Consider the following 20,831-nt stretch of genomic DNA (forward strand, 5'->3'; position numbering starts at 1 on the left):
GGCCCCCGGGACGGAGCACGATCGACAGCGGAAGGACGCGGACATGCCCGAGTCCGAGCCGCTGACCGTGTACGCCCTGCTGAACCGCCGAACACCGACGGGCCCGTGGATGGCCGGGCGGTAACCGCACACTGAACACCGAGGCGTTACGATCGCGGGCACCGCAGCCGACCAGCAGCCGCACGGCAGCCGAGCCCAGGAGTACCGAACTTGTCCGCACCACGCATCGGCGTATCCATCGTGACCATGGGGGACCGCCCGCAAGCGGTCGAGGCGCTGCTGGCGTCGGTCGCCATGCAGGACGTCCGGCCCACCCGGCTCGTGATCATCGGCAACGGGACGGCGCTCCCGGACTTCACCGCGTTCCCCGGCCTGGCGGACCTCGACGGCGGGGTGACCGCCATCGAGCTGCCGGAGAACCTCGGCTGCCCGGGCGGCCGGAACGAAGGGCTGCGCAGGCTCGCCGAGATCGGCGACGTGGACGTGGTGATCGAGCTGGACGACGACGGGCTGCTGGTCGAGAAGGACGTCTTCCGCCGGGTACGGGACCACTTCGCGGCCGACGACCGGCTCGGCATCGTCGGCTTCCGGATCGCCGACGAGCACGGCGAGACCCAGCGGCGCCACGTGCCCCGGCTGCGGGCGGGCGACCCGATGCGCGGCGGCCCGGTCACGGCCTTCCTCGGCGGCGGCCACGCGTTCTCCATGAAGATGCTGGCCGAGACCGGCCTGTGGCCGGCGGAGTTCTTCTTCACCCACGAGGAGACCGACCTCGCCTGGCGCGCGCTCGACGCGGGCTGGAAGGTGCTGTACGAGCCCGAGCTGCTGCTCCAGCACCCCAAGACGTCCCCTGCCCGGCACGCGGTCTACTACCGGATGACGGCCCGCAACCGCGTCTGGCTGGCCCGCCGCAACCTGCCCCTCCCCCTGGTCCCCGCCTACCTCGGCACCTGGACCCTGCTCACCCTCGCCCGCACCCGCGACCCGAAGGGTCTGCGCGCCTGGGCGGGCGGCTTCGCCGAGGGCGTCCGCACCCCGTGCGGGGAGCGGCGCCCGATGCGCTGGTCCACGGTGTGGCAGATGACACGGCTGGGCCGGCCGCCGGTCATCTGACCTGCCGCCCGGGGGCCCGGCGGTCCCCGGGGCCCGGCGGTCCCCGCGAGCTCAGCGGTCTCCGGGGACACAGCGGTCCCCGCGAGCTCAGCGGCCCCCGGGGGCCCAGCGGTAGAGCACGTCCGGCTCGTTCTCCTCGTTGCGGGCACCGTCGTCGAACGCGACGGCGGTGAACCCGTGCCGCTCGTAGAAGGCGCGGGCGGCGGCGTTGCGCTGGAACACGTACAGCTCCAGGCCCCCCTGCGCCGCGCCGCGCACCTCCGCCAGCAGCCGGCTCCCGATCCCCCGCCGCAGCGCGTCGGGCCGCAGGTAGAGATGATCGAGCTCGTCGGCCCCGGCGAGCACGGCGAACCCGAGCAGTTCCCCGCCCTCCCCCTCCTCCTCGGCCACCCACACCGCGGTGCTGGTGGGCAGCACGACATGGGTGATCCACGCGAGGGTGTCCTCGTCGCTGTGGACCCGGGGCAGATACGGCATGGCGGCGGCGCGGGAGGCGAGGAAGACCCGGGTGACGGCCTCCGCGTCGTTCGGCGCGGCCGGGCGCAGCCGTATGCCCTGATGGCCCGGCCGCCCGGCTCCGGTGTTTTCCGCGACGCTCATCGCCCTGTCTCCCCGCATCCGTCGGCTCGGCGCCCGCCGGTTCCGGCCCGCGCCCGGGGGTGATCAGACCACGCCGGCAGCCTTCCGCGCAGGTGGAAATAGGACGCGGGCGAACAACGCGCCGCCGTGAGCGTGCTGGGGCACGCGGCGGCCAGGGACGGGTGAGACGGCAGACGAGTCGTGCTGTACGCCGGGTTCTGTCTCCCGGTCGCCTCGCGGCGGCCGGGGAGACGGCCATCCATCTAGGGCCGGCATTGCTGCCGGCCTCGTGCGGTCTACCCGTGAACTCGGGCGAGCCGCCCTCGAACGTTCACGCAGGGCCGTCCCATTTCTGGGGCGGCCCCTCTTGACCTTGCTCCGGGTGGGGTTTACCTAGCCGCCTGAGTCACCTCAGGCGCTGGTGGTCTCTTACACCACCGTTTCACCCTTACCCGGGACCGAGGTCCCGGGCGGTCTGTTTTCTGTGGCACTGTCCCGCGGGTCACCCCGGGTGGCCGTTAGCCACCACCCTGCCCTGTGGAGCCCGGACGTTCCTCGGGAGGATCCGAGGATCCTCACGCGGCCGTCCGCACGACTCGTCTGCCGTGATCGCCATCCTACCGGGCCGTACCGACGGACGGCCCTGTCGGTGTCCCTCAGCCGAAGTCGCCGGTCTCCAGATCGAAGGCGAAGGGCTCGGGCAGCGGCAGCGGTTTCCCGTACGGGATCGTGAGGAGCTGACGGTAGTCGTCGTTCTCCGGGTCGCTGAACAGCGTCACCGAGCTGTCGTCCCGGTCGATGAGCAGGTAGAGCGGGATGCCCCCGCGCGCGTAGCAGCGGCGCTTGGCCTCGCGGTCGGCCTGCGGCTTGGTGGAGGTCACCTCGACCACCAGAGCGACGCCTTCGGGGGCCATCCAGGATTCGGCGCCGCGGAAGAGGCGGAGTCCCGTCGGGGCGAACGTGCCGTCGGGAATCGCGTGGTTCTTCGGGCAGGCGCCGCCGCTTCTCAGCTTCAGGCCCTTGTTCCCGGAGTAGTCCATGTCGGTGCGGGACTTCCTCAGCACCTGCTTCAGGACCACGTTGATGTAGTCCTCGTGGTCCCCGTCCGGCGGCGGCGTCACGACAATCTCCCCCTCGATCAGTTCCGCCCGGAAGCCTTCCGGCGTGTCCAGGGCCAGGAAGCCCTCCAGAAGGACTTCTGCCTGCGTGAGCGGCTCGTGCGCCATGGCAGTCATGTCACGCTCCTTCCTCGGTCGCTCGCCAGACTGGGGCATCGGGGGACCAGCCGTCCGTGAGATCGGAGTTCTTCCCCCGATCGTGGCACAGGCCGGCACGGCGCGGACGGAAGCGGGAGAAGGAAACGGTGCTTGACCTTGTCGCGGCGTCAACGTTTCTACTGGCCGCATGCGTATCGGAGAGATCGCCGCACTCGTGGGAGTCACTTCCCGGGCCGTCCGGCACTACCACCACATCGGCCTCCTGCCCGAGCCCGCCCGGCAGGCCAACGGCTATCGGGCCTACACCGTCCGCGATGCCGTGCTGCTGGCCAGGATCAGGCGGCTGACGGAGATCGGGCTCTCCCTGGACGAGGTGCGGGACGTGCTCGCCGACGACGCGGGGCGGGAGCTGGCCGAGGTGCTCGGGGAACTCGACGCCGATCTGGCGCGGCAGGAACGGGAGATCCACGAGCGGCGGGAGGTGCTGGCCGAGCTCCTTCGGGCGCCGCTCACCTCGGACGGGCCGCTCTCCCCCGCCCTCGCCGCGCTGTTGGACCAGGCGCCCGCCACCACGTCCCCGGCCGCCGCGAAGGACCGCGAGCATCTGTCGTTGCTGGACGCGGCGGGCGACGGCGCCGGGGCCGAGGTGTTCGCCGCGCTGCGCCCGCTGGCCGAGGACCCGGGCGTTCTCGCGCTGTACGAGCGGCTCGACGAACTGGCCGGGGCCGGGGTGGACGACCCGCGCGTCGCGCCGCTGGCGGCCGAGCTGGTCGCCGCCGTACCGGACGAGGTCCTGACGGTGATTCCCGAGGGCGAGCCGTCGGCGACGGGGCTCGGGCGGGTGCTGCTCGACGACTACCCGCCCGCGCAGCGCGCGGTCGTGCGCCGGGTGATGGAGGGGCTGGCCGAGCGGGTGCGGGGGAGGAACGCGTGAGTACCGGGAGGACGAGGGGCCTGCGGGCGGCTCGGGCCGCGATGTGGGCGGTGCTGCCCGGGGAGGTCGCGCTGGCGGTCTGCCTGGTGGCCGGGGTCCGGATACCCGGGGCCGTTCTGCTGGGAGCCGAGGCGCTGGTCGTGGGGGTGCTCGCGCTGGAGGCGGCCGTGATGTGGCCGCTGTACGCGGCGCGGCGGCGGGCCGGGGGCACGCGGCGGGAGGCCGGACTGGCCACGGTGCGGGCCGTGGTGCCGGTGGCCGTGCGGCGGCTGGTCGTGCACGAGTTCCGGGCGCTGCACAGTCTCGGGCTGTGGGCCCTGCGCCGCCGCCACCGGATCCCGGAGGGGGCCCGGCCGTTCTCGTACACCGAACCGCAGACCGGGATCATGTACGCGTTTCTCTTCGTCTCCGTCGTGGAGACGGTGGTGCTGGCGCTGGTGATCCCCTGGCCGCTGGTCCACGCGGTCCTGCTCGTGGTGGACGTGTACGGGATCGTCATCATCCTCGCCCTGCACGCGGCCTGCGTGACCCGGCCGCATCTCGTGGCGGCGGACGGTTCGCTGCGGCTGCGCTACGGCGCCCTGTTCGATCTGCGGGTGCCCGCCGCCGTGATCGCGACCGCCCGGGTGGAGCGGCGCTATCCGGACGGGGCCCTGGTCCGGACCGACGAGGACGGGACGCTCGATCTGGTGGTGGGGAGCCATACGACGGTGACGGTGGAGCTGACGGAGCCGGTGGAGTTCGTGCGGCCCCTGGGGCGGCGCGGGAGTGCCCGGACGCTCCGCTTCCACGCCGACGACCCGCGGGCGGTGGTCGCCGCGCTGACGTCTCCCCTCACGCCGGAGCGAACAGCACCGTCCTCGACGCCGGACCCGCCTGCGTGAGCCGGACCCGCAGCCGCTCCCCCAGCGGAAGCGGGGCCGTGCCGCCCTCGATCCGGCCGACGATCGCCGGATCCCGGAGGTGGACCGTGCCGGCGGCGGGGTCGCGGTCCTGGACGTCGACGACGTACGCGTCGAAGAGCTCGCCCACGTGCCCCTCCAGCAACGCCGCCTCGACGAGGTCGACGCAGGCCCGTTCCACGGTGCCCGCGCGGCGTGTCCCCTCGGCCATCTCCTTCGGGAGGGCGGGGAGTGCCTCCCGTACCCAGGCCGGAGGCTCCTTCCCCGCGGTCGCGGCGAGGCAGAGTTCGGACGCGTACCGGTCGACGAGGCGGCGCAGCGGTGCGGTGCAGTGCGTGTAGAGGTCGGCGACCGCCGCGTGGACGGCGGGGTCGGGGAGTTCGCCGTCGTCGAAGGCGGTGTAACCCGCGCCGCGGAGCAGGGTGGTGCACTCCTGGAGGAACGCCGCGTGGTTGCTCCTCGTCGGGTCGAGGGAGCGGACGACATCGGCGTACGGGACGTGGGGCGGCCAGTCGACGCGCAGGGCGTGGGCGGAGCGCCGCAGCCGGGCGACGGCTCCGTCCGGGGCGATCGGCAGGGTGCGCAGGACGCCGGTGCCCGTGTCGGCCATGAGGCGAGCGGCGGCCATGCCGGTGAGCAGGGAGATCTGGGCGTTCCAGGCCTCGGCGGGGAGCGTGGCGCGGTAGACGAGACCGTAGGAGTCGTCCCGTTGGACGATCTCCTGTTCGGGGACGTCGAGCGAGATGCCGCCCCGGGCCCGTTCCTGTTCCGCGCGCAGCCGCCCGATGTCCCGGAGCAGGGCGAGGGGCTCTTCGGCGGTGCCCGCGTCGATCTGCCGTTGGACGCCCGCGTAGTCGAGCTTCGCGCGGCTGCGGACCAGGGCCCGGGTCACGTCGGCGGCGACGGCCCGCCCGTCGCCGTCCAGGTCGATCCGCCACAGCGCGGCCGGGCGGGTCTCGCCGGGGAGGAGGCTGGCGGCGCCCTCGGAGAGGACCGGTGGGTGGAGGGGGATCCGGTCGTCGGGGAAGTAGAGGGTGCTGACCCGGCGGTGGGCCTCGGCGTCGAGCGCGCCGCCCGGCCGGACATACGCGGCGACGTCCGCGATGGCGTAGTGCACCCGGAAGCCGTGGCTGCGGCGCTCCAGGTGCATCGCCTGGTCGAGGTCCGTGGAGGTGGGCGGGTCGATGGTGAGGAACGGCAGGTCCGTGGCATCCTCGTGGGCCGACAGATCCGGGCCCCGCGCCGCCTCCGCCGCTTCCGCGAGCACCTCGGGCGGGAAGGCGGCGGGCAGGTCGAGTTCGGTGCGCAGCGCCCGCAGGGCGGCGCCGAGCGAGCAGTCGGCTGCACCGGTCATACGCAGGTGGCGGCGGGGCATGGCCCGAGCGTAGGCCGGGCGGGGACGGGCGGCATCCTGGGCGTGCCCGGTCCCGCGCGGACGCGTCCGCAGGCCCCCGCGCGGACGCGTCCGCAGGCCCCCGCGCGTACAAGGGGGCGCGACTCTCGCCGTACGGGGCCGGTGCCCCGTCCCCGTACCCTTGCCGAGGACCCGGAGAGCCCGCACGCCGACCTGGTCCGCGCTTGCGCCGTACGTACGAAGGAGAACCGCCGTGCTCGTGCTGTTGCCGCCCTCCGAAGGAAAGGCCGCCTCGGGGCGCGGGGCTTCACTGAAGCCGGAGTCGTTGTCGCTGCCGGGGCTCGCCCCGGCCCGTGCGGCGGTGCTGGACGAGCTGGTCGAGCTGTGCCGGGCGGACGAGGAGAAGGCCCGTGAGGTGCTGGGGCTGAGCGTGGGGCTGCGGGGCGAGGTCGGCAAGAACGCCGAACTGCGCACCGCCGGGACCCGTCCGGCCGGGGAGCTGTACACCGGCGTGCTGTACGACGCGCTCGACCTGGCCTCGCTGGAGGCGGACGCGCGGCGGCGGGCGGCGAAGTCGCTGCTGGTCTTCTCGGGGCTGTGGGGCGCGGTCCGGATCGGCGACCGGGTTCCGCCGTACCGCTGCTCGATGGGGGTGAGGCTGCCCGGTCTCGGCGCGCTCGGCACGTACTGGCGTACCCCGATGGAGACCGTGCTGCCCGAGGCCGCCGGGAACGGGCTCGTCCTGGACCTGCGGTCGTCGGCGTACGCGGCGGCGTGGAAGCCTGCGGGTGAGGTGGCGTCGCGTACGGCGAGCGTGCGGGTGCTGCACTCCCAGCTGGTGGGCGGGGTGGAGAAGCGGTCCGTGGTGAGCCACTTCAACAAGGCGACCAAGGGCCGGCTGGTGCGCGATCTGCTGGTGGCGGGTGCGCGGCCGAAGGGCCCGGCGCAGCTGGTGGAGGTGTTGCGGGACCTCGGTTACGTGGTGGAGGCCGAGGCCCCCGCGCGGGCCGGGCGGCCGTGGGCTCTGGACGTGGTGGTGACGGAGATCCACTGACCGGCCCGGGAGGGGTGCCTTCGCGCACAGTGCGGCGCCACTCCCCGCAGTCCCGTTGCGCTGTGCGCAACGCTCGTTGCAGATACTGCCTTGGGCGCGGCAGGATGGCCCCATGACCTCCTCTGCCGCGCCCTCCGCCCCGTCCGACGCCTCCGTGCTGGATCTCGCGCCCGTCGTCCCCGTCGTGGTCCTGCACGACGCGGCGGACGCGGTGCCGCTGGCGCGGGCGCTGGTGGCGGGCGGGCTGCCGGCGATCGAGGTGACGCTGCGGACGCCCGCCGCGCTGGAGTCGATCCGGGCCATGGCCGCCGAGGTCCCGGGCGCGGTGGTCGGGGCGGGCACGGTGATCTCGCCGGAGCACGTACGGGACACCGTCGACGCCGGGGCCCGGTTCCTGGTCAGCCCGGGGTGGACGGACGCGCTGCTGGAGGCGATGAAGGCGTCCGGGGTCCCGTTCCTGCCCGGTGTCTCGACCACCTCCGAGGTGGTGGCCCTGCTGGAGCGCGGGGTGCGGGAGATGAAGTTCTTCCCGGCCGAGGCGGCGGGCGGCACGGCCTACCTCAAGGCCCTGTCCGCGCCGCTCCCCCAGGCCCGGTTCTGCCCGACCGGCGGCATCACGCTCACCTCCGCGCCCTCGTACCTCGCGCTGCCCAACGTCGGCTGCGTGGGCGGCAGCTGGATGGTGCCGGGCGACGCGGTGGCGGCGAAGGACTGGGACCGGGTGGCCCGCCTGGCCGCCGAGGCGGCGGCGCTCGCCCGGTAGGGCCCCACGGCGACGCCGAGCAGCCCCGACGGCCGGGTCGTCGGGGCTGGTGGTCCGGCTGGCGCAGGTCGTCGGGCTCGCGCCCCGCTAGCGCAGGTGGGACGTGTCGTTGAGCAGGCGTACGGAGGCGTTGCCGTCCCCGTAGTAGGCGACCGTGGAGATCGAGGCCGCCGACAGCTCCATCCTGAACAGCGCCTCGGGCGGGGCTCCCAGGGCGAGCCGGACGAGCGTCTTGATCGGGGTCACATGCGTGACGAGCAGGACTGTGCGGCCCGCGTACCGGGCGACGATCCGGTCCCGGGCGGCCGCGACCCGCTCGGCGACCTCCGCGAAGCTCTCGCCGCCGCCGGTCGGGGCGGTGTCCGGGGAGGCCAGCCAGGCGGTGAGGTCGTCCCCGTACCGCTCCCGTGCCTCCCCGAAGGTCAGGCCCTCCCACGCGCCGAAGTCCGTCTCGCGCAGGTCTTCGTCGATCCGGACGTCGAGGCCGAGGCGGTCGGCGACGGCCGCGGCGGTCTCGCGGCAGCGGCGCAGCGGGGAGCTGACGATCTCCTGGACGGTGCCCAGGGCGGCGAAGTGCCCGGCGGCCCGCTCGGCCTGGCCCCGGCCGGCGGCGGAGAGTTCGGGGTCGGTGCCGCCGCTGCCGGAGAACCGCTTCTCGGGCGTGAGGGCGGTCTCGCCGTGCCGGAGCAGGACGAGCGTGGCGGGCGCCCCCAGGTCGGGGGCCGGTCCCCAGCCGGTCTGCGGTGCGCCGGCCGGCTGCGGCTGCGAGGCTCCGGGCCCCTCCGGCGCGGTTCCGGCCGGCTGCCCGGGGGCCGGTGCGGAGGCCGACGCGGCGGGGACCGTGGTGTCCGGAACCCCGGGCTCCGGCACCGGGAAGAGGGTGTCGGCCGCGGGTGCTGCCGCTCCGCGTGCGGCGGCGAGGGCCGCACGGGCCCTGGCCGCGCCCGCGACCTGGTCGCCGGGCGGGCCCTGGGCGGGCGGCGGGGTGCTCACGGTGGAGCGTGCCGGGGTGTCGAGGGCGGCCGTCGAGGCGGACGCCTCCCACTGCCTGCCGTCGCGGCCCGCGTCCATCGCCTCGTTGGCGAGCCGGTCCGCGTGCTTGTTCTGCGCGCGCGGGATCCACTCGTACGTCACCGAGGACGGCGGCAGGATCGCGGCGGCGCGGGCCGCCAGCGGCTTCATGTCGGGGTGCTTGATCTTCCAGCGCCCCGACATCTGCTCGACGACCAGCTTGGAGTCCATCCGGACGTGGACCCGCAGCGCGTCCCCCGCGTCCGGGAACAACGCCTTCGCGGCTGTCAGTCCGGCGATCAGGCCCCGGTACTCGGCGACGTTGTTCGTCGCGACGCCGATGTACTCGGCGGCCTCGGCGAGGGGTTCACCGGTGGCGGGGTCGAGGACGACCGCGCCGTAACCGGCGGGCCCCGGGTTGCCCCGGGAGCCGCCGTCGGCCTCGACGACCACCTGGCGCGCGGCGCTCATTACAGGCCCGACTCCGAGGTGCGGACCAGGATGCGGTGGCAGTTCTCGCAGCGCAGGACGGTGTCGGGGGAGGCGGCACGCACGTCGCCCACCTCGGCCATGTTCAGCTCGAGACGGCAGCCCTCGCAGCGGCGCTGGTAGAGCCGGGCGGCGCCGACGCCGCCCTGCTGGGCGCGGAGCTTGTCGTACAGCTTCAGCAGGTCGGCGGGGATGACCTCGGCGACGATCTGGCGGTCCTTGGCCACCGTGGCGGCCTCGGCGTCCAGCTCGGCGGTCGCGGCGTCGCGGCGGGCGGTGGCGTCGTCGACCTTGGCCTGGACGGCGGCGACCCGCTCGGTCAGCTCGGCGACCCGCTCCTGGGCGCCCTCGCGGCGCTCCATGATCTCCAGGACGACGTCCTCCAGGTCTCCCTGGCGCTTGGCGAGCGAGACGAGCTCGCGCTGGAGGCTCTCCAGGTCCTTGGGCGAGGAGACGGCGCCGGAGTCCAGGCGCTGCTGGTCGCGGACGGCGCGCTGGCGCACCTGGTCGACGTCCTGCTCGGCCTTGGTCTGCTCACGGGTGGTGTCGCTCTCCTCGGTGGTGGAGGCGACCAGCAGGTCACGCAGCTGGGCGAGGTCGCTGCCGAGCTGCTCGATCTCGGCGTGCTCCGGCAGCGAGGTCCGCTTGTGGGAGAGCTGCGCGAGTCGGAGGTCGAGGGCCTGGACGTCGAGAAGTCGGATCTGGTCGGCGGGCGCGGCGTTCAGTTGGGGGCTCCAGAGGAATGGTGGGTGGTCCAGGGGTCGGTGACCTGCTTCGAGACATGGACCCGCAGGTCCCATCCGTGGCGGTCGGAAAGCGCGTCGAGCTGGGCGGCCGCCTGCTCGCACCAGGGCCATTCGGTGGCCCAGTGCGCGGCGTCGACGAGGCCGAGCGGCGTGTGCCGCACGGCTTCGGAGGCCGGGTGGTGGCGCAGGTCGGCGGTGAGGAAGGCGTCGACGCCCGCGGCGCGCACGGCGTCGAAGAGGCTGTCGCCGGAGCCTCCGCTGACGGCGACGGTCCGCACGAGCGCCTCCGGGTCGCCGGCCAGCCGGATGCCCTGCGCGGTGGCGGGGAGCCGGGCGGCGGCGCGGGCGGCGAAGGCGGCCAGGGTCTCGGGGTGGTCCAGTGCGCAGATCCGGCCGAGCCCGCGCCGGCCCTCGGGGTCGGTGGGGTCGGGGACCAGGGGCCCGGTGATCCGCAGGTCGAGGGCGCCGGCCAGGGCGTCGGAGACGCCGGGGTCCGCGGTGTCGGCGTTGGTGTGCGCGACATGGAGGGCGATGTCGTGCTTGATGAGGGTGTGGACGATCCGGCCCTTGAAGGTGTCGGCGGCGACCGTCGTCGTCCCGCGCAGATAGAGCGGGTGGTGGGTGACGATCAGCTGGGCGCCGAGCTCCTGGGCCTCGTCGGCGATCTCGCGGACCGGGTCGACGGCGAACAGCACCCGGTCGATCTCCGCGTCCGGATCGCCGCAGACCGTCCCGACCGCGTCCCATCCCTCGGCCCGCTCGGGGGGCCAGAGGGCGTCGAGGGCGGCGATGACTTCAGACAGACGGGGCACGGGGGAAAGGCTACCTGTCCGGGGTGGTCCGTCGCCCCTGGCCGCCGGACCTGTACGCCAGGACCGGCGGCCGGACACGAATCGTTACTTCGCAGGGGCGCCGCGACGCTCCCGTACCGGGGAGCCGGTCACTTCACCAGGTCGGCGCGGAGGTCGTCGAGGACCAGGCCGGCCGAGGTGACGCCGAGGCCCAGGTACCAGGTCTCGTCGGAGACGTCCTTGGCCCGGCCCTCCTTGACGGCCTTCAGGTTCTTCCACAGCGGGTTGGACCGGGCGGTGTCGCGCTGGGTGGCCTTCGGGTCGCCGTAGACGCCGGTGAAGATCCAGTCGGCGTCGGCCTCGTCGATCCTCTCCGGGCTGATCTCGGCGGCGAGGTCGTTGATCTGCTGGTTCTTCGGACGCGGCAGACCGACGTCTTCGAGGATCGTGCCGATGAACGAGGCCTTGGCGTAGAGGCGGAGACGGTCGGGCAGGTAGCGGACCATCGAGACGGTCGGCTTGTCGGGGCCGATGTCCTCGCCGAGCTTCTTCGCCTTGTCCTCGTACGCGGCGAGCGCCGACTCGGCCTGCTCCGTACGGTCCAGGGCCTGGGCGTTGAGGAGGTAGTTCTCCTTCCAGGTGAAGCCCGGGCGGATGGAGAACACGGTGGGGGCGATCTTGGACAGCTCGTCGTACTTGTCCGCGGCGCGGAGCTGGCTGCCGAGGATCAGGTCCGGCTGGAGGCCGGCGATGGCTTCGAGGTTGAGGCTGTTGATCGTGCCGACGCTCTTCGGCTCGCCCGCGCCCTTCTCCAGGTAGGAGGGGATGGCCGCGTCGCCCTCGCTGGGGGCGTAGCCGACCGGCTTCAGACCCAGGGACACGACGTTGTCGAACTCGCCGACGTCCAGCACGACCACGCGCTGGGGCGCGTTCTTGATCTCGGTCCTGCCCATGGCGTGGGTGACCGTACGGGGGAACTCGCCGGCCTCGGCGTCGGTGCCGTACGCCGCGGTCTTCTTCGCCGCGTCCGCGAAGTCCTTGCCGCCGGTGGCGACGGCCGCCTTCTTGCCGCCGTCCGCGTCGGACTTCGCCGCGTCCCCGCCGTCACCGGCCCCGCAGGCCGACAGGGAGAGGGCGGCCGCCACGGCCAGGGCGACTGCGGCGGTGCCGCGGGGTCGAAGGGACATCACTTGCTCCAGATGGTCCGCGTACGTGCGTGGGCACGGGTTCTTGGTTAGGGCCGCCTAACCATAGACGCGACCATCTCCACCAGCACACTCACCCCCTCCACCTCAGGAGAATCCGGGCATCACCACCCTTATGTGTGAAGTCAGGTGGCTCGTGTTGTTCGGCTGGAAGTGCGAAAACTAGCTTTCGTAGCTGGAGGTGACGAGTCCATGACTGCCTGTGCCATCGAGGGTGGACCCGCCGGGGCCGCCGCGACGGCGGAACCCGAAGCGGAATCCGGAACGGAACCCGACCCGAAGGAGTCCGGAGCGGGATCCGGCCTGAAGAAGTACGGAACGGAAGCGGGACCGGAGGGACCCGGCGACCCCGTGAAGTCCACCGGGGCGGACGCTCCCGGCCTGCCCGGACGCGGCGCGGACAAGGCCGGTCCGGAGACGTCGTCCGCCGCGCGCGGCCCGGCGGCGCGGGTCGATGACGCGCCGCTGCCCGGCGGCTTCACGCTCACCGCGGACGGGGCCTACGCCGCCCGGCTCACCGCGGCTCCCGGCCCGCCGGGCGAGCGCGCCTGGTATCCGGAGCGGTGGACGCTGGACGGGCCGGAGCCGTACGCGGTGCCCCTCCCCCTCGGTCAGCCCGAGGAGCCGGACGCCGAGGTGGCGCCGCTCGCCGACGGGCGGGTGCTGATCCGGCGGCGGGTCGCGGAACGGCAGATGTTCTCGCTGCTCTACCCGACAGGGCCCGGGACCGGCGAACTCCTGCTGGGCGCCGTCGAGTGCGCGGAGATGACGCTGTTGCCGCCGTCGCCGGACGGGCGGTGCGTCTACGCCCTGTCGGCCGGCGACCGCTACGCGTCGCTCTGGCTGGTGGCGGGCGGCGCGTTCGGGCCCGAGGAGATCGCGCGGATTCCCGGGCGCTGTTCGGGCGGGGTCTGGCTGGACCGGGCGGGCCGGCTGCTGGCGCTGGACCGGCGGGCGCCGGGCGGCGGACCGGTCAAGGCGGTCGTCGTCGACCTGGGGCGGGGGGCCGAGGTGACGCCGCTGCTCCAGATCGCGCCGGACAGCGACGACCGGCTGCTGCTCGCGGACGCCGACAGCGGGCTGCTGTTGATCCGCTCGGACGCCCCGGGCCACGACCGGCTCGGCTGGGGGGTGCTGGGGAGCTGTCTGCCGGTCAGGTTCCCGGAGTGCCTGCGCCTCGCGGACGCGGCGGTGACGCCGTTCGCGGTGCAGCCGGGCCAGATGCTGATGCCGGAGAGCTGCGCGGTGGCGCTGCGGATCGACGGGGCCGCGGGCAGCTGGCTGGGGGTCTGGCGTCCTGCGGGACGCCGGCTGCACCAGTTCGCCGCCCCGCTGGGCTGGGCGGCGGGGGCCGGGTACTGGAGCCGGGACGGGGTGCTGCGTCTCCCGTACACGAACGGGGCGACGTCCTGCGGCGTGGCGATGCTGGACGCGCCCGGAGACGTGGAAACCTCTTCCGGGACCGGCCGTCCGGGTGACGCGGAAGGCGGAACGCAACCGTCCGCCGCCGTCTCCGCTCCTGCTGTGTGTAAGCCCGTTCCGTTGGGGCAGGCGCCTCTGCACCGAGCCGCTCGTTCTGATTAAGATCGGGATCCTGGGCTACGCGGCCGTATCGGGCGGGTACCGACGGTGACCACGTCGGATGGCGGCGGCGGGTTCTGCGACACACGTAGGTGCGACACAGGTAAGCGATCACAACGGGGTGACTTCCCACATGTCCGAAGCACGGATCGACACGAACCAGCAGCGCCCGACGGGGGCGGACGAGGGGGCCGGGACCGGCGGTTCCGGAAGGCACCGAGGGGGTGCGTCGGCGGAGAACACGTCGGCGCAGCCGCACGGTCGCCACCGTCGGCCCGCCGACGAGGAGTCCAGGGCGGCCTGAGAGCCGCTCGGCAGGCGCGTTTCAGCACGACGGGAGGGCCCGGACCGGCGGACAGCCGACGCTGTTGGGACCAACAGCGTCCGGCGGACAGCCGGCCGGGCCCTTCCGTGTGCCGCGCTCCCCCCGCTACCTCCGCTTCAGGCCGAGGACTTCGGCGGCGGCGAAGGTCTCGTTCGGGGGCCGGTCCGCGTAGTACGGGGTGAGCAGTCCGTCCAGCTCCGCGAAGGTGAAGGTCTCCTTCGCCGCGTCGAACCGGGCAGCCACCCGGGGCCGTTCGACGACGGCGACCATCCCTCCGTGCACGACGAGCAGTTGCCCGTTGACCCCGGCCGCCGCCGGTGAGGCGAGATAGCCGACGAGCGGGGACACGTGCTCGGGCGCCAGGGGGTCGAGGGTTCCGTCCGCCGGTTCCTGGAAGCCCGCGAACACGTCCTCGGTCATCCGGGTGCGGGCGCGCGGGCAGATGGCGTTGGCGGTGACGCCGTACTTGGCGAGGGCGAGCGCGGTGGAGGTGGTGAGGCCGACGATGCCGCCTTTGGCCGCGGCGTAGTTGGGCTGGCCCGCCGAGCCCGCGAGGAACGCCTCCGAGGACGTGTTGACGATCCGCCCGTAGACCGGTCCGCCGGTCTCCTTGGAGCGGGCGCGCCAGTGGGCGGCGGCGAAGTGCGTGGTGTTGAAGTGGCCCTTGAGGTGGACGCGGACGACCGAGTCCCATTCCTCCTCGGTCATCGAGAAGACCATCCGGTCGCGCAGGATGCCCGCGTTGTTGACCAGGATGTCGAGCCTGCCGTAGGTGCTGACCGCCAAGCCGACCAGTGCGCGGGCCTGTTCGTGGTCGGAGACGTCGCCGAGGTGGGCGACGGCCTGCCCGCCGGCGGCGCGGATCTCGGCGGCGACCTCCTCGGCGGGGGCGGCGGACGCCTCGCCGGAGCCGTCGCGGCCCGGCTGCCCGTAGTCGTTGACGACGACGGCCGCGCCGAGGCGGGCCAGTTCCAGGGCTTCGGCCCGGCCGAGGCCGCGGCCCGCGCCGGTGACGATCGCGGACAGTCCGTCCAGCGGAAGGGGAAGTGACATGGGAATCCTCAACATCGTTGTCCGGCCGCCGGGTTCAGAGCTCGATGCAGGTACGCAGCGACTCGCCCGTGCGCATCTGGTCCAAGGCGTCGTTGACCCCGTCCAGCCGGACCCGGTGGGTGATCATCGACTCCAGATCGATGCGGCCCGCCCGCCAGAGCGCGATGGCCCGGTCGAAGGAGCGCAGGACGTCCCCGCCGCCGTACATGGAGGGCAGGATGCGCTTCTCGTCGAAGAACAGCTCGAACATGTTGACCTGGAAGTGGTCGTCCATGGCCCCGGCCCCGACGACGCACAGGGTGCCGCCGCGGCGGGTGTTCTCGTAGGCGGTGCGGGCGGTGGCGGACTTGCCGACGACCTCGAAGACGTAGTCGAAGCCCTCGCCGCCGGTGATCCGCTGCTTGGCGTCGGCCAGCCCGTCGGGGGCGACGGCCTCCGTCGCGCCGAAGCGGAGGGCGGCCTCGCGGCGGGAGGCGACCGGGTCGACGGCGATGATCTGCGCCGCGCCCTGGACTCGCGCGCCCTGGATCGTGGAGACGCCGACGCCGCCGCAGCCGATCACCGCGACCGATGAACCGGCCTCCACCTTCGCCGTGTTGATGGCCGCGCCGAGTCCGGTGGTGACCCCGCAGCCGATCAGGGCGGCGATCTCGAACGGTACGTCGTCGGGGATCGGCACGGCGGAGCTCGCGCCGACGACGACCTCCTCGGTGAAGGTGCCGGTGCCCGCGAAGCCGAAGACGTCGCCGCCGGGGCGCTTGAAGTTCGGGGTGCCCGCGTTCAGGAAACCGGCGAGGCACAGCTGGGTCTGGCCGCGTTTGCAGGACGGGCAGTCCCCGCAGGCGGGCAGCCAGCAGACGAGGACCCGGTCGCCGGCGCTCAGCCCGGTCACCCCGTCGCCGACGTCGATGACCTCGCCCGCGCCCTCGTGGCCGGGGATGAAGGGGGCGGGCTGCGGGAGGACGCCGCTCATCGCGGAGACGTCCGAGTGGCAGAGGCCGGTGGCGCGGATGCGGAGCTTGACCTTTCCCGGGCCAAAGCCCACCGCCTCGACGTCGTCGAGGACTTCGAGCTTCTCCTGGCCTGTCTCGTGCAGTACGGCTGCGCGCATGGGTACGGATCCCCTCACATCGTCATCTACATCAGGGTTCTGCGGTGCTCAGTCGTGTCGCTCAGGCATGTCGCTCAGTCGCGTCGCTCCGGCATGTGGCTCAGGCGGGTCGCTCAGGCGTGTGGCTCAGGCGTGTGGCTCAGGCGTGTGGCTCAGGCGTGTTCGACGACCGTGTCGGCGAGGACCGGCGCGTCGTCCCGCTCGGCGGCGGCGACCGTCACCTGGACGCGGCCGTCCCCGGTCCACATCCGGATCCGGAGGGTCTCGCCGGGGAAGACCACGCCGGCGAATCGGGTGCGGTAGGCGGTGATCCGGGTAACGTCGCCGTCCAGCAGGGTGTCGGTGACGGCCTTCAGCGTCATGCCGTACGTGCACAGCCCGTGCAGGATCGGCCGGTCGAAGCCGGCCAGCTTGGCGAAGGCGGGGTCGGCGTGCAGCGGGTTCCAGTCCCCCGAGAGACGGTAGAGCAGCGCCTGGTCCTCGCGGACAGCCCGCTCCACCATGCGGTCGGGGGCCCGCTCCGGCGGGGCGAGGCGGTCGGAGGGGCCGCGTTCGCCGCCGAAGCCGCCCTCCCCCCGTACGAAGATCTGGGCGTCGTTGGTCCACAGCGGCCCGTCGCCGTCGCTCGCCTCTGTACGCAGCACGATGACGGCGGCCTTGCCCTTGTCGTACACCGCCGCGACCTTCGAGGTCTGCACGGCGCTGCCGGTCACCGGGATCGGGCGGTGGACGCGCAACGACTGTCCGCCGTGCAGGACCGCGGCGAGGTCCACGTCGACCCCCTGCGCCCCCATGCCGCCGAAGGCGGCCGTGCCGGCGCCCGCGACGGTGGCGAAGCTCGGCAGGACCTGGAGCCGGGACTCCAGGGTGTAGCGCAGTTCGTCGGGGTCGGTGGCGGGGCTGCCGGCGCCGAGACCCAGGTGGTAGAGCTGGACGTCCTTGTGGTCCCAGCCGATCTCGGCTCGGCGGGGTTCGGCGGCGAGTGCCGCCCGGGCATCAATGGGCATGACGGAGCAGCTCCTTGATGGTCCTGGTCGGTGGGAAGACCTCGGCACGGCCGTCCGCACCGTCGGCCGCACCGAGGTCGTGCGGTGACCGGCAGGGCACGCTCCTCTAGAACGCGTTCTAGCCGATGGCCCATGTATAACGCAGGCCAGGTAAGTTGGGAAGATGGCTGACGTATCGTCAGATCAACGTGGCGGGGCCCGGGTCACCCGGACCCCATCACGGGTCCGGGTCACCCCGCGGTCGGGGCCTCGACCGGAAGGTCCGCCGGCGGGCGGGTCCTGCGATGGTTCGGCAGCCAGATCAGCATCACGACCACCCCGGCCAGCAGGACCCCGGTCGCGGTGCGGAAGGCCAGCGCGTATCCGGCGGTGACCTCGGCCGCGTCGCCGGACCCCGCGGTGCGCGCGGCGGCGACCGTGGAGAGCACCGAGAGGCCCAGCGCGCCACCCATGGTGCGGGAGGTGTTGATCAGGCCGGAGACGAGTCCGGCGTCCCCCGGGTCCGCCCCGGAGGTGGCGAGAGTGGCGAGCGGGGTGGAGGCGAGTCCGGCCCCGGCCATCATCAGGACGCCGGGCAGACAGATCGCGGTGAGGTAGGAGCCCCCCACGCCCATCGTGGACTGCCAGCCGAAGCCCGCGGCGGTGATCAGGACCCCGGCGACGGCGAGGCTCTTCGCCCCGGCGCGCACCATGAGGCGGGGGGCCAGCTTGGAGCCGATGATGACGGCGGCCGAGGTCGGCATCAGCGCGAGACCGGCCTGCAACGGCGTGTAGCCCAGGACGTTCTGGGCGTACACGGTCATGAAGTACCACATGGAGAACGTGGCCGATCCCATGAGCAGCATCGACACGTTGGCCGAGGACACCGCCCGTACGGAGAACACGCGCAGCGGGATCAGCGGGACGGCGGTCCGCGCCTCGACCAGCACGAAGGCGGCCAGCAGCACGACCCCGGAGAGCAGCGGCACGAGGGTGGCGGCGGCCGCCCAGCCCTCGACCTCGGTCTGGACGATGCCGTACGCGACGGCGGCGAGGCCCGCGGTGACGAGGACCGCGCCCAGGAAGTCGATGCGGCGGCGGTCGCCCGCGCGGCCCTCGGTGATCCGCAGGGCGGCGGCGACCAGGACGATCGCGCCGATGGGCACGTTGATCAGGAGGACCCAGCGCCAGGAGAGGGTGTCGGTGAGGACCCCGCCGATGAGCCCGCCCGCCGCGCCGCCGCCGGCGCCGACCGCCATCCACGTACCGATCGCCTTCGTCCGGGCCGGCCCTTCGGGCACCGCCGCGGTGAGGATGGTGAGGGTGGCGGGAGCCAGGACGGCGGCCCCGAGGCCCTGTGCGGCACGGGCGGCGAGGAGCTGCCAGCCCTCCTGGGCGAGGCCGCCCGCGAGCGAGGCGGCGGTGAAGACGCCGAGCCCGACGAGGAACATCAGCTTGCGCCCGTAGATGTCGGCGGCCCGCCCACCCAGGAGCATGAACCCGGCGAACGCGATCGAGTAGGCGTTGACGACCCACTGGAGGCCCCCGGCGCTCAGCCCCAGGTCGGCCCGCATGGAGGGCAGGGCCACGTTGACGACGGAGACGTCGAGGACGACGAGGAACTGGCCGGTGCAGGCGGCGAGCACGACCGCCCAGGCGCTGGGGCGTATTCGGGAGGTGATCGGCGGGGCGGAGGCGGGCGCGGAGACGTCAGGCATGAACGTCATGGTCGCAGGCGGCAGATGGCCCGTACATCAGGTATCGGGAGCCGCACCCCGGGCCGTCGGCCGCCGGACACCGGTCGTCGGCGTGGGCACACCCCCCACACCCCCCACATCCCCCATATCGCCGCATACGGCCGTCATAGTGGTGGGTTATGAGTACGGAGAACGCTGACGTGTCCCCCGGCCGGCCTCCCTCCGGCCCCGCAGATTCCGGTGCGGGTCCCGGTCCCGGGACGGACTCCTCGCCGGACCGGGTGGTGGTGTCGATCGGAGTGCTGGGCGTCGTCGGGATCGTCCTGTGGGCGGCCCTCGGCAAGGACACCTTCCAGACTGCGTCGGACGCGGCCCTCCCCTGGGTGCTCGACAACTTCGCGTGGCTCTTCGTCATCGCCGCCGACGTCTTCCTGGTGCTGTGCCTCCTCATCGCCTTCAGCCGCTTCGGCCGGATCCGGCTCAGCAGGGACGACTCCCCGCCGGAGTTCTCGAACTTCTCGTGGATCGCGATGATGTTCAGCGCCGGCATGGGCATCGGTTTGATCTTCTACGGTGTCGGGGAGCCCGTCGCGCACTATCTGAGCCCGCCGCCCACCAGCGGGGCCGAGCCGCAGACGGCGGGCGCCGCGAGCGCCGCGATGGAGTACTCCTTCTTCCACTGGACCCTGACTCCATGGGCGATCTACGGCATCGTGGGCCTGGCGCTGGGCTACGCGAGCTTCCGCATGGGCCGGGGCAACCGGTTGAGCGCCGTGTTCGTTCCCCTCATCGGCGAACGCAGGGCGAACGGCGTCCTCGGCAAGGTACTGGACCTGCTCGCCGTCTTCGCCACGGTCTTCGGCACCGCGACGAGCCTGGGACTGGGCGCCCTGCAGATCGCCATCGGACTCGATCTGACGGCGGGCCTCGAACAGAGCACCGGCGTCGAGCTGACGGTCATCGCCGTGCTCGGAGCGGCCTTCGTGGTCTCCGCCTTCACCGGGCTGCACGGTGGGGTGAAATGGCTCAGCTCGATCAACCTCGTCATCGCCGCGGCCCTCATGGTCTTCGTCTTCGTCGTGGGTCCGACCGTCTACCTCCTGGACGTGCTGCCGTCCTCGGTCGGCGGCTATCTGAACCACCTCCTCCCCATGGCATCGCGCACCGGCGCCTTCGGCGGCCACAGCTGGCTGGGCACCTGGACGATCTTCTACTGGGCCTGGTGGCTGTCCTGGGCGCCCTTCGTCGGCACCTTCATCGCGCGCATCTCCAAGGGCCGCACGATCCGCGAGTTCCTCCTCGCCGTACTGCTCGTACCGAGCGGGGCGACCGCCCTGTGGTTCGTGGTGCTCGGCGGGACCGGTATCCGCCTCGCGGAGACGGGTGTCGTCGACATGGCCGAGAAGGCGAAGGAGGGGACGGAGGCGACCCTGTTCGCGATGCTCGACGCCCTGCCGGTCAGCACGGTGACGGCGTGGGCCGCGATGATCCTGATCATGATGTACTTCGTCACCAGCGCGGACTCCGCCTCCCTGGTCATGGGTTCGCTGACCAGCAAGGGAGCCCTGCACCCGCGGCGCTGGCTCGTCGTCACCTGGGGCCTCCTCATGGCGGCGGTCGCGGCGGCCCTGTTGGTCGCCGGCGGCCTGGAGTCCCTCCAGAGCGCGACGATCCTGGTGGCCCTGCCCTTCGTCGTGGTGATGCTCTTCCTGTGCTGGTCCCTGCTGCGGGAGCTGCGCACCGACCCGGCCGGCGGCCCCAAGCGCAGCGAGGGTCTCCACGGTATGCGCGACGCGGTGCGGGTCATGGTCGGCGAGGAGCTGAGCAACCAGCCGCCCGCCCGCCACCGCCATCTGCGTCGCGCGGCCACGGCCCGCCGGGCGACGAACGAGGACGACCGGGACGCGGAGAGCTGACGGT

General features: G+C 73.2%; 18 protein-coding genes and 1 other RNA gene. 7 read left to right on the forward strand and 12 right to left on the reverse strand.

The features are described from left to right. Window positions 1–210: 210 nt before the first annotated feature. Window positions 211–1,113: a glycosyltransferase family 2 protein gene (locus ACH4KB_RS06455; protein WP_398064167.1), complete on the forward strand. Its 903-nt coding sequence runs from the start codon at window positions 211–213 to the stop codon at window positions 1,111–1,113. 87 nt (window positions 1,114–1,200) lie between these two features. On the opposite strand, the gene ACH4KB_RS06460 is transcribed toward ACH4KB_RS06455, so the two are convergent. The 3 genes from ACH4KB_RS06460 to ACH4KB_RS06470 form a co-directional block, all read right to left on the reverse strand. Continuing rightward, a complete protein-coding gene (locus tag ACH4KB_RS06460; RefSeq protein WP_398064169.1) occupies window positions 1,201–1,713 on the reverse strand; it encodes a GNAT family N-acetyltransferase in 513 nt (170 codons plus the stop codon). Window positions 1,714–1,883: 170 nt separating this feature from the next. Beyond that, window positions 1,884–2,291: RNase P RNA component class A (rnpB, locus tag ACH4KB_RS06465), an RNA gene on the reverse strand. A gap of 57 nt (window positions 2,292–2,348) precedes the next feature. After that, a complete protein-coding gene (locus ACH4KB_RS06470; protein WP_398064666.1) occupies window positions 2,349–2,918 on the reverse strand; it encodes a Uma2 family endonuclease in 570 nt (189 codons plus the stop codon). 178 nt (window positions 2,919–3,096) lie between these two features. On the opposite strand from ACH4KB_RS06470, the gene ACH4KB_RS06475 reads away from it, so the two are divergent. Next, on the forward strand, window positions 3,097–3,843 hold the full coding sequence (locus ACH4KB_RS06475; protein WP_398064172.1) for a MerR family transcriptional regulator: 747 nt from the start codon (window positions 3,097–3,099) through the stop codon (window positions 3,841–3,843). 41 nt (window positions 3,844–3,884) lie between these two features. Then, on the forward strand, window positions 3,885–4,727 hold the full coding sequence (locus ACH4KB_RS06480) for a hypothetical protein (protein WP_398064668.1): 843 nt from the start codon (window positions 3,885–3,887) through the stop codon (window positions 4,725–4,727). Here the strand turns inward: ACH4KB_RS06480 and ACH4KB_RS06485 are convergent. Next, a complete protein-coding gene (locus tag ACH4KB_RS06485; protein ID WP_398064175.1) occupies window positions 4,678–6,120 on the reverse strand; it encodes an RNB domain-containing ribonuclease in 1,443 nt (480 codons plus the stop codon). The two genes, ACH4KB_RS06480 and ACH4KB_RS06485, sit on opposite strands and share 50 nt — an antisense overlap. Before the next feature lie 232 nt (window positions 6,121–6,352). Between ACH4KB_RS06485 and yaaA the strand changes: the two genes are divergently transcribed. Next, entirely contained in the window at window positions 6,353–7,153 is an 801-nt protein-coding gene (gene yaaA, locus ACH4KB_RS06490; protein WP_398064177.1) for a peroxide stress protein YaaA, read from the forward strand. A gap of 112 nt (window positions 7,154–7,265) precedes the next feature. Then, on the forward strand, window positions 7,266–7,916 hold the full coding sequence (gene eda / locus ACH4KB_RS06495) for a bifunctional 4-hydroxy-2-oxoglutarate aldolase/2-dehydro-3-deoxy-phosphogluconate aldolase (protein WP_398064180.1): 651 nt from the start codon (window positions 7,266–7,268) through the stop codon (window positions 7,914–7,916). Between the two features lie 87 nt (window positions 7,917–8,003). Here the strand turns inward: eda and ACH4KB_RS06500 are convergent, their stop codons facing one another. From ACH4KB_RS06500 to ACH4KB_RS06515, 4 genes are all read right to left on the reverse strand, one after another. Continuing rightward, complete coding sequence (locus tag ACH4KB_RS06500; RefSeq protein ID WP_398064182.1) at window positions 8,004–9,398, reverse strand: bifunctional RNase H/acid phosphatase; 1,395 nt, start codon at window positions 9,396–9,398, stop codon at window positions 8,004–8,006. Then, a complete protein-coding gene (locus ACH4KB_RS06505) occupies window positions 9,398–10,141 on the reverse strand; it encodes a zinc ribbon domain-containing protein (RefSeq protein ID WP_398064670.1) in 744 nt (247 codons plus the stop codon). Before ACH4KB_RS06505 ends, ACH4KB_RS06500 begins: the two co-directional genes overlap by 1 nt. Beyond that, complete coding sequence (locus tag ACH4KB_RS06510; RefSeq protein WP_398064185.1) at window positions 10,138–10,974, reverse strand: Nif3-like dinuclear metal center hexameric protein; 837 nt, start codon at window positions 10,972–10,974, stop codon at window positions 10,138–10,140. Before ACH4KB_RS06510 ends, ACH4KB_RS06505 begins: the two co-directional genes overlap by 4 nt. Window positions 10,975–11,102: 128 nt before the next feature. Further along, window positions 11,103–12,140, reverse strand: a complete 1,038-nt coding sequence (locus ACH4KB_RS06515) for an ABC transporter substrate-binding protein (RefSeq protein WP_398064188.1) — start codon at window positions 12,138–12,140, stop codon at window positions 11,103–11,105. Window positions 12,141–12,350: 210 nt separating this feature from the next. On the opposite strand from ACH4KB_RS06515, the gene ACH4KB_RS06520 reads away from it, so the two are divergent. Further along, entirely contained in the window at window positions 12,351–13,742 is a 1,392-nt protein-coding gene (locus ACH4KB_RS06520; protein ID WP_398064190.1) for a hypothetical protein, read from the forward strand. 427 nt (window positions 13,743–14,169) lie between these two features. On the opposite strand, the gene ACH4KB_RS06525 is transcribed toward ACH4KB_RS06520, so the two are convergent. From ACH4KB_RS06525 to ACH4KB_RS06540, 4 genes are all read right to left on the reverse strand, one after another. Next, entirely contained in the window at window positions 14,170–15,117 is a 948-nt protein-coding gene (locus tag ACH4KB_RS06525; RefSeq protein WP_398064193.1) for a 3-oxoacyl-ACP reductase, read from the reverse strand. A gap of 34 nt (window positions 15,118–15,151) precedes the next feature. Further along, window positions 15,152–16,228, reverse strand: coding sequence for a Zn-dependent alcohol dehydrogenase (locus ACH4KB_RS06530; RefSeq protein ID WP_398064195.1), 1,077 nt, complete (start codon window positions 16,226–16,228; stop codon window positions 15,152–15,154). A 152-nt stretch (window positions 16,229–16,380) separates the two neighbouring features. Beyond that, a complete protein-coding gene (locus tag ACH4KB_RS06535) occupies window positions 16,381–17,235 on the reverse strand; it encodes a MaoC/PaaZ C-terminal domain-containing protein (RefSeq protein WP_398064197.1) in 855 nt (284 codons plus the stop codon). Between the two features lie 230 nt (window positions 17,236–17,465). Next, complete coding sequence (locus ACH4KB_RS06540; protein WP_398064199.1) at window positions 17,466–18,941, reverse strand: DHA2 family efflux MFS transporter permease subunit; 1,476 nt, start codon at window positions 18,939–18,941, stop codon at window positions 17,466–17,468. A 149-nt stretch (window positions 18,942–19,090) separates the two neighbouring features. Between ACH4KB_RS06540 and ACH4KB_RS06545 the strand changes: the two genes are divergently transcribed. Beyond that, window positions 19,091–20,827 carry a BCCT family transporter gene (locus ACH4KB_RS06545; RefSeq protein ID WP_398064202.1) on the forward strand — a complete coding sequence of 579 codons (1,737 nt, stop codon included), beginning with the start codon at window positions 19,091–19,093 and terminating at the stop codon, window positions 20,825–20,827. Window positions 20,828–20,831 lie beyond the last annotated feature (4 nt).

Origin of the sequence: Streptomyces sp. NPDC017520 (genome assembly GCF_044329855.1) — a bacterium.
Lineage (GTDB): Bacteria > Actinomycetota > Actinomycetes > Streptomycetales > Streptomycetaceae > Streptomyces.

What these genes read in the sequence shown, in the direction of transcription:
- ACH4KB_RS06500 (WP_398064182.1), bottom strand. Translation starts at nt 9,398, where the DNA reads ATGAGCGCCGCGCGCCAGGTGGTCGTCGAGGCCGACGGCGGCTCCCGG.
- ACH4KB_RS06470 (WP_398064666.1), bottom strand. Translation starts at nt 2,918, where the DNA reads ATGGCGCACGAGCCGCTCACGCAGGCAGAAGTCCTTCTGGAGGGCTTC.
- eda (WP_398064180.1), top strand. Translation starts at nt 7,266, where the DNA reads ATGACCTCCTCTGCCGCGCCCTCCGCCCCGTCCGACGCCTCCGTGCTG.
- ACH4KB_RS06520 (WP_398064190.1), top strand. Translation starts at nt 12,351, where the DNA reads ATGACTGCCTGTGCCATCGAGGGTGGACCCGCCGGGGCCGCCGCGACG.
- ACH4KB_RS06540 (WP_398064199.1), bottom strand. Translation starts at nt 18,941, where the DNA reads ATGACGTTCATGCCTGACGTCTCCGCGCCCGCCTCCGCCCCGCCGATC.
- ACH4KB_RS06515 (WP_398064188.1), bottom strand. Translation starts at nt 12,140, where the DNA reads ATGTCCCTTCGACCCCGCGGCACCGCCGCAGTCGCCCTGGCCGTGGCG.
- ACH4KB_RS06485 (WP_398064175.1), bottom strand. Translation starts at nt 6,120, where the DNA reads ATGCCCCGCCGCCACCTGCGTATGACCGGTGCAGCCGACTGCTCGCTC.
- ACH4KB_RS06535 (WP_398064197.1), bottom strand. Translation starts at nt 17,235, where the DNA reads ATGCCCATTGATGCCCGGGCGGCACTCGCCGCCGAACCCCGCCGAGCC.
- ACH4KB_RS06475 (WP_398064172.1), top strand. Translation starts at nt 3,097, where the DNA reads ATGCGTATCGGAGAGATCGCCGCACTCGTGGGAGTCACTTCCCGGGCC.
- ACH4KB_RS06460 (WP_398064169.1), bottom strand. Translation starts at nt 1,713, where the DNA reads ATGAGCGTCGCGGAAAACACCGGAGCCGGGCGGCCGGGCCATCAGGGC.
- ACH4KB_RS06545 (WP_398064202.1), top strand. Translation starts at nt 19,091, where the DNA reads ATGAGTACGGAGAACGCTGACGTGTCCCCCGGCCGGCCTCCCTCCGGC.
- ACH4KB_RS06480 (WP_398064668.1), top strand. Translation starts at nt 3,885, where the DNA reads ATGTGGGCGGTGCTGCCCGGGGAGGTCGCGCTGGCGGTCTGCCTGGTG.
- ACH4KB_RS06530 (WP_398064195.1), bottom strand. Translation starts at nt 16,228, where the DNA reads ATGCGCGCAGCCGTACTGCACGAGACAGGCCAGGAGAAGCTCGAAGTC.
- ACH4KB_RS06525 (WP_398064193.1), bottom strand. Translation starts at nt 15,117, where the DNA reads ATGTCACTTCCCCTTCCGCTGGACGGACTGTCCGCGATCGTCACCGGC.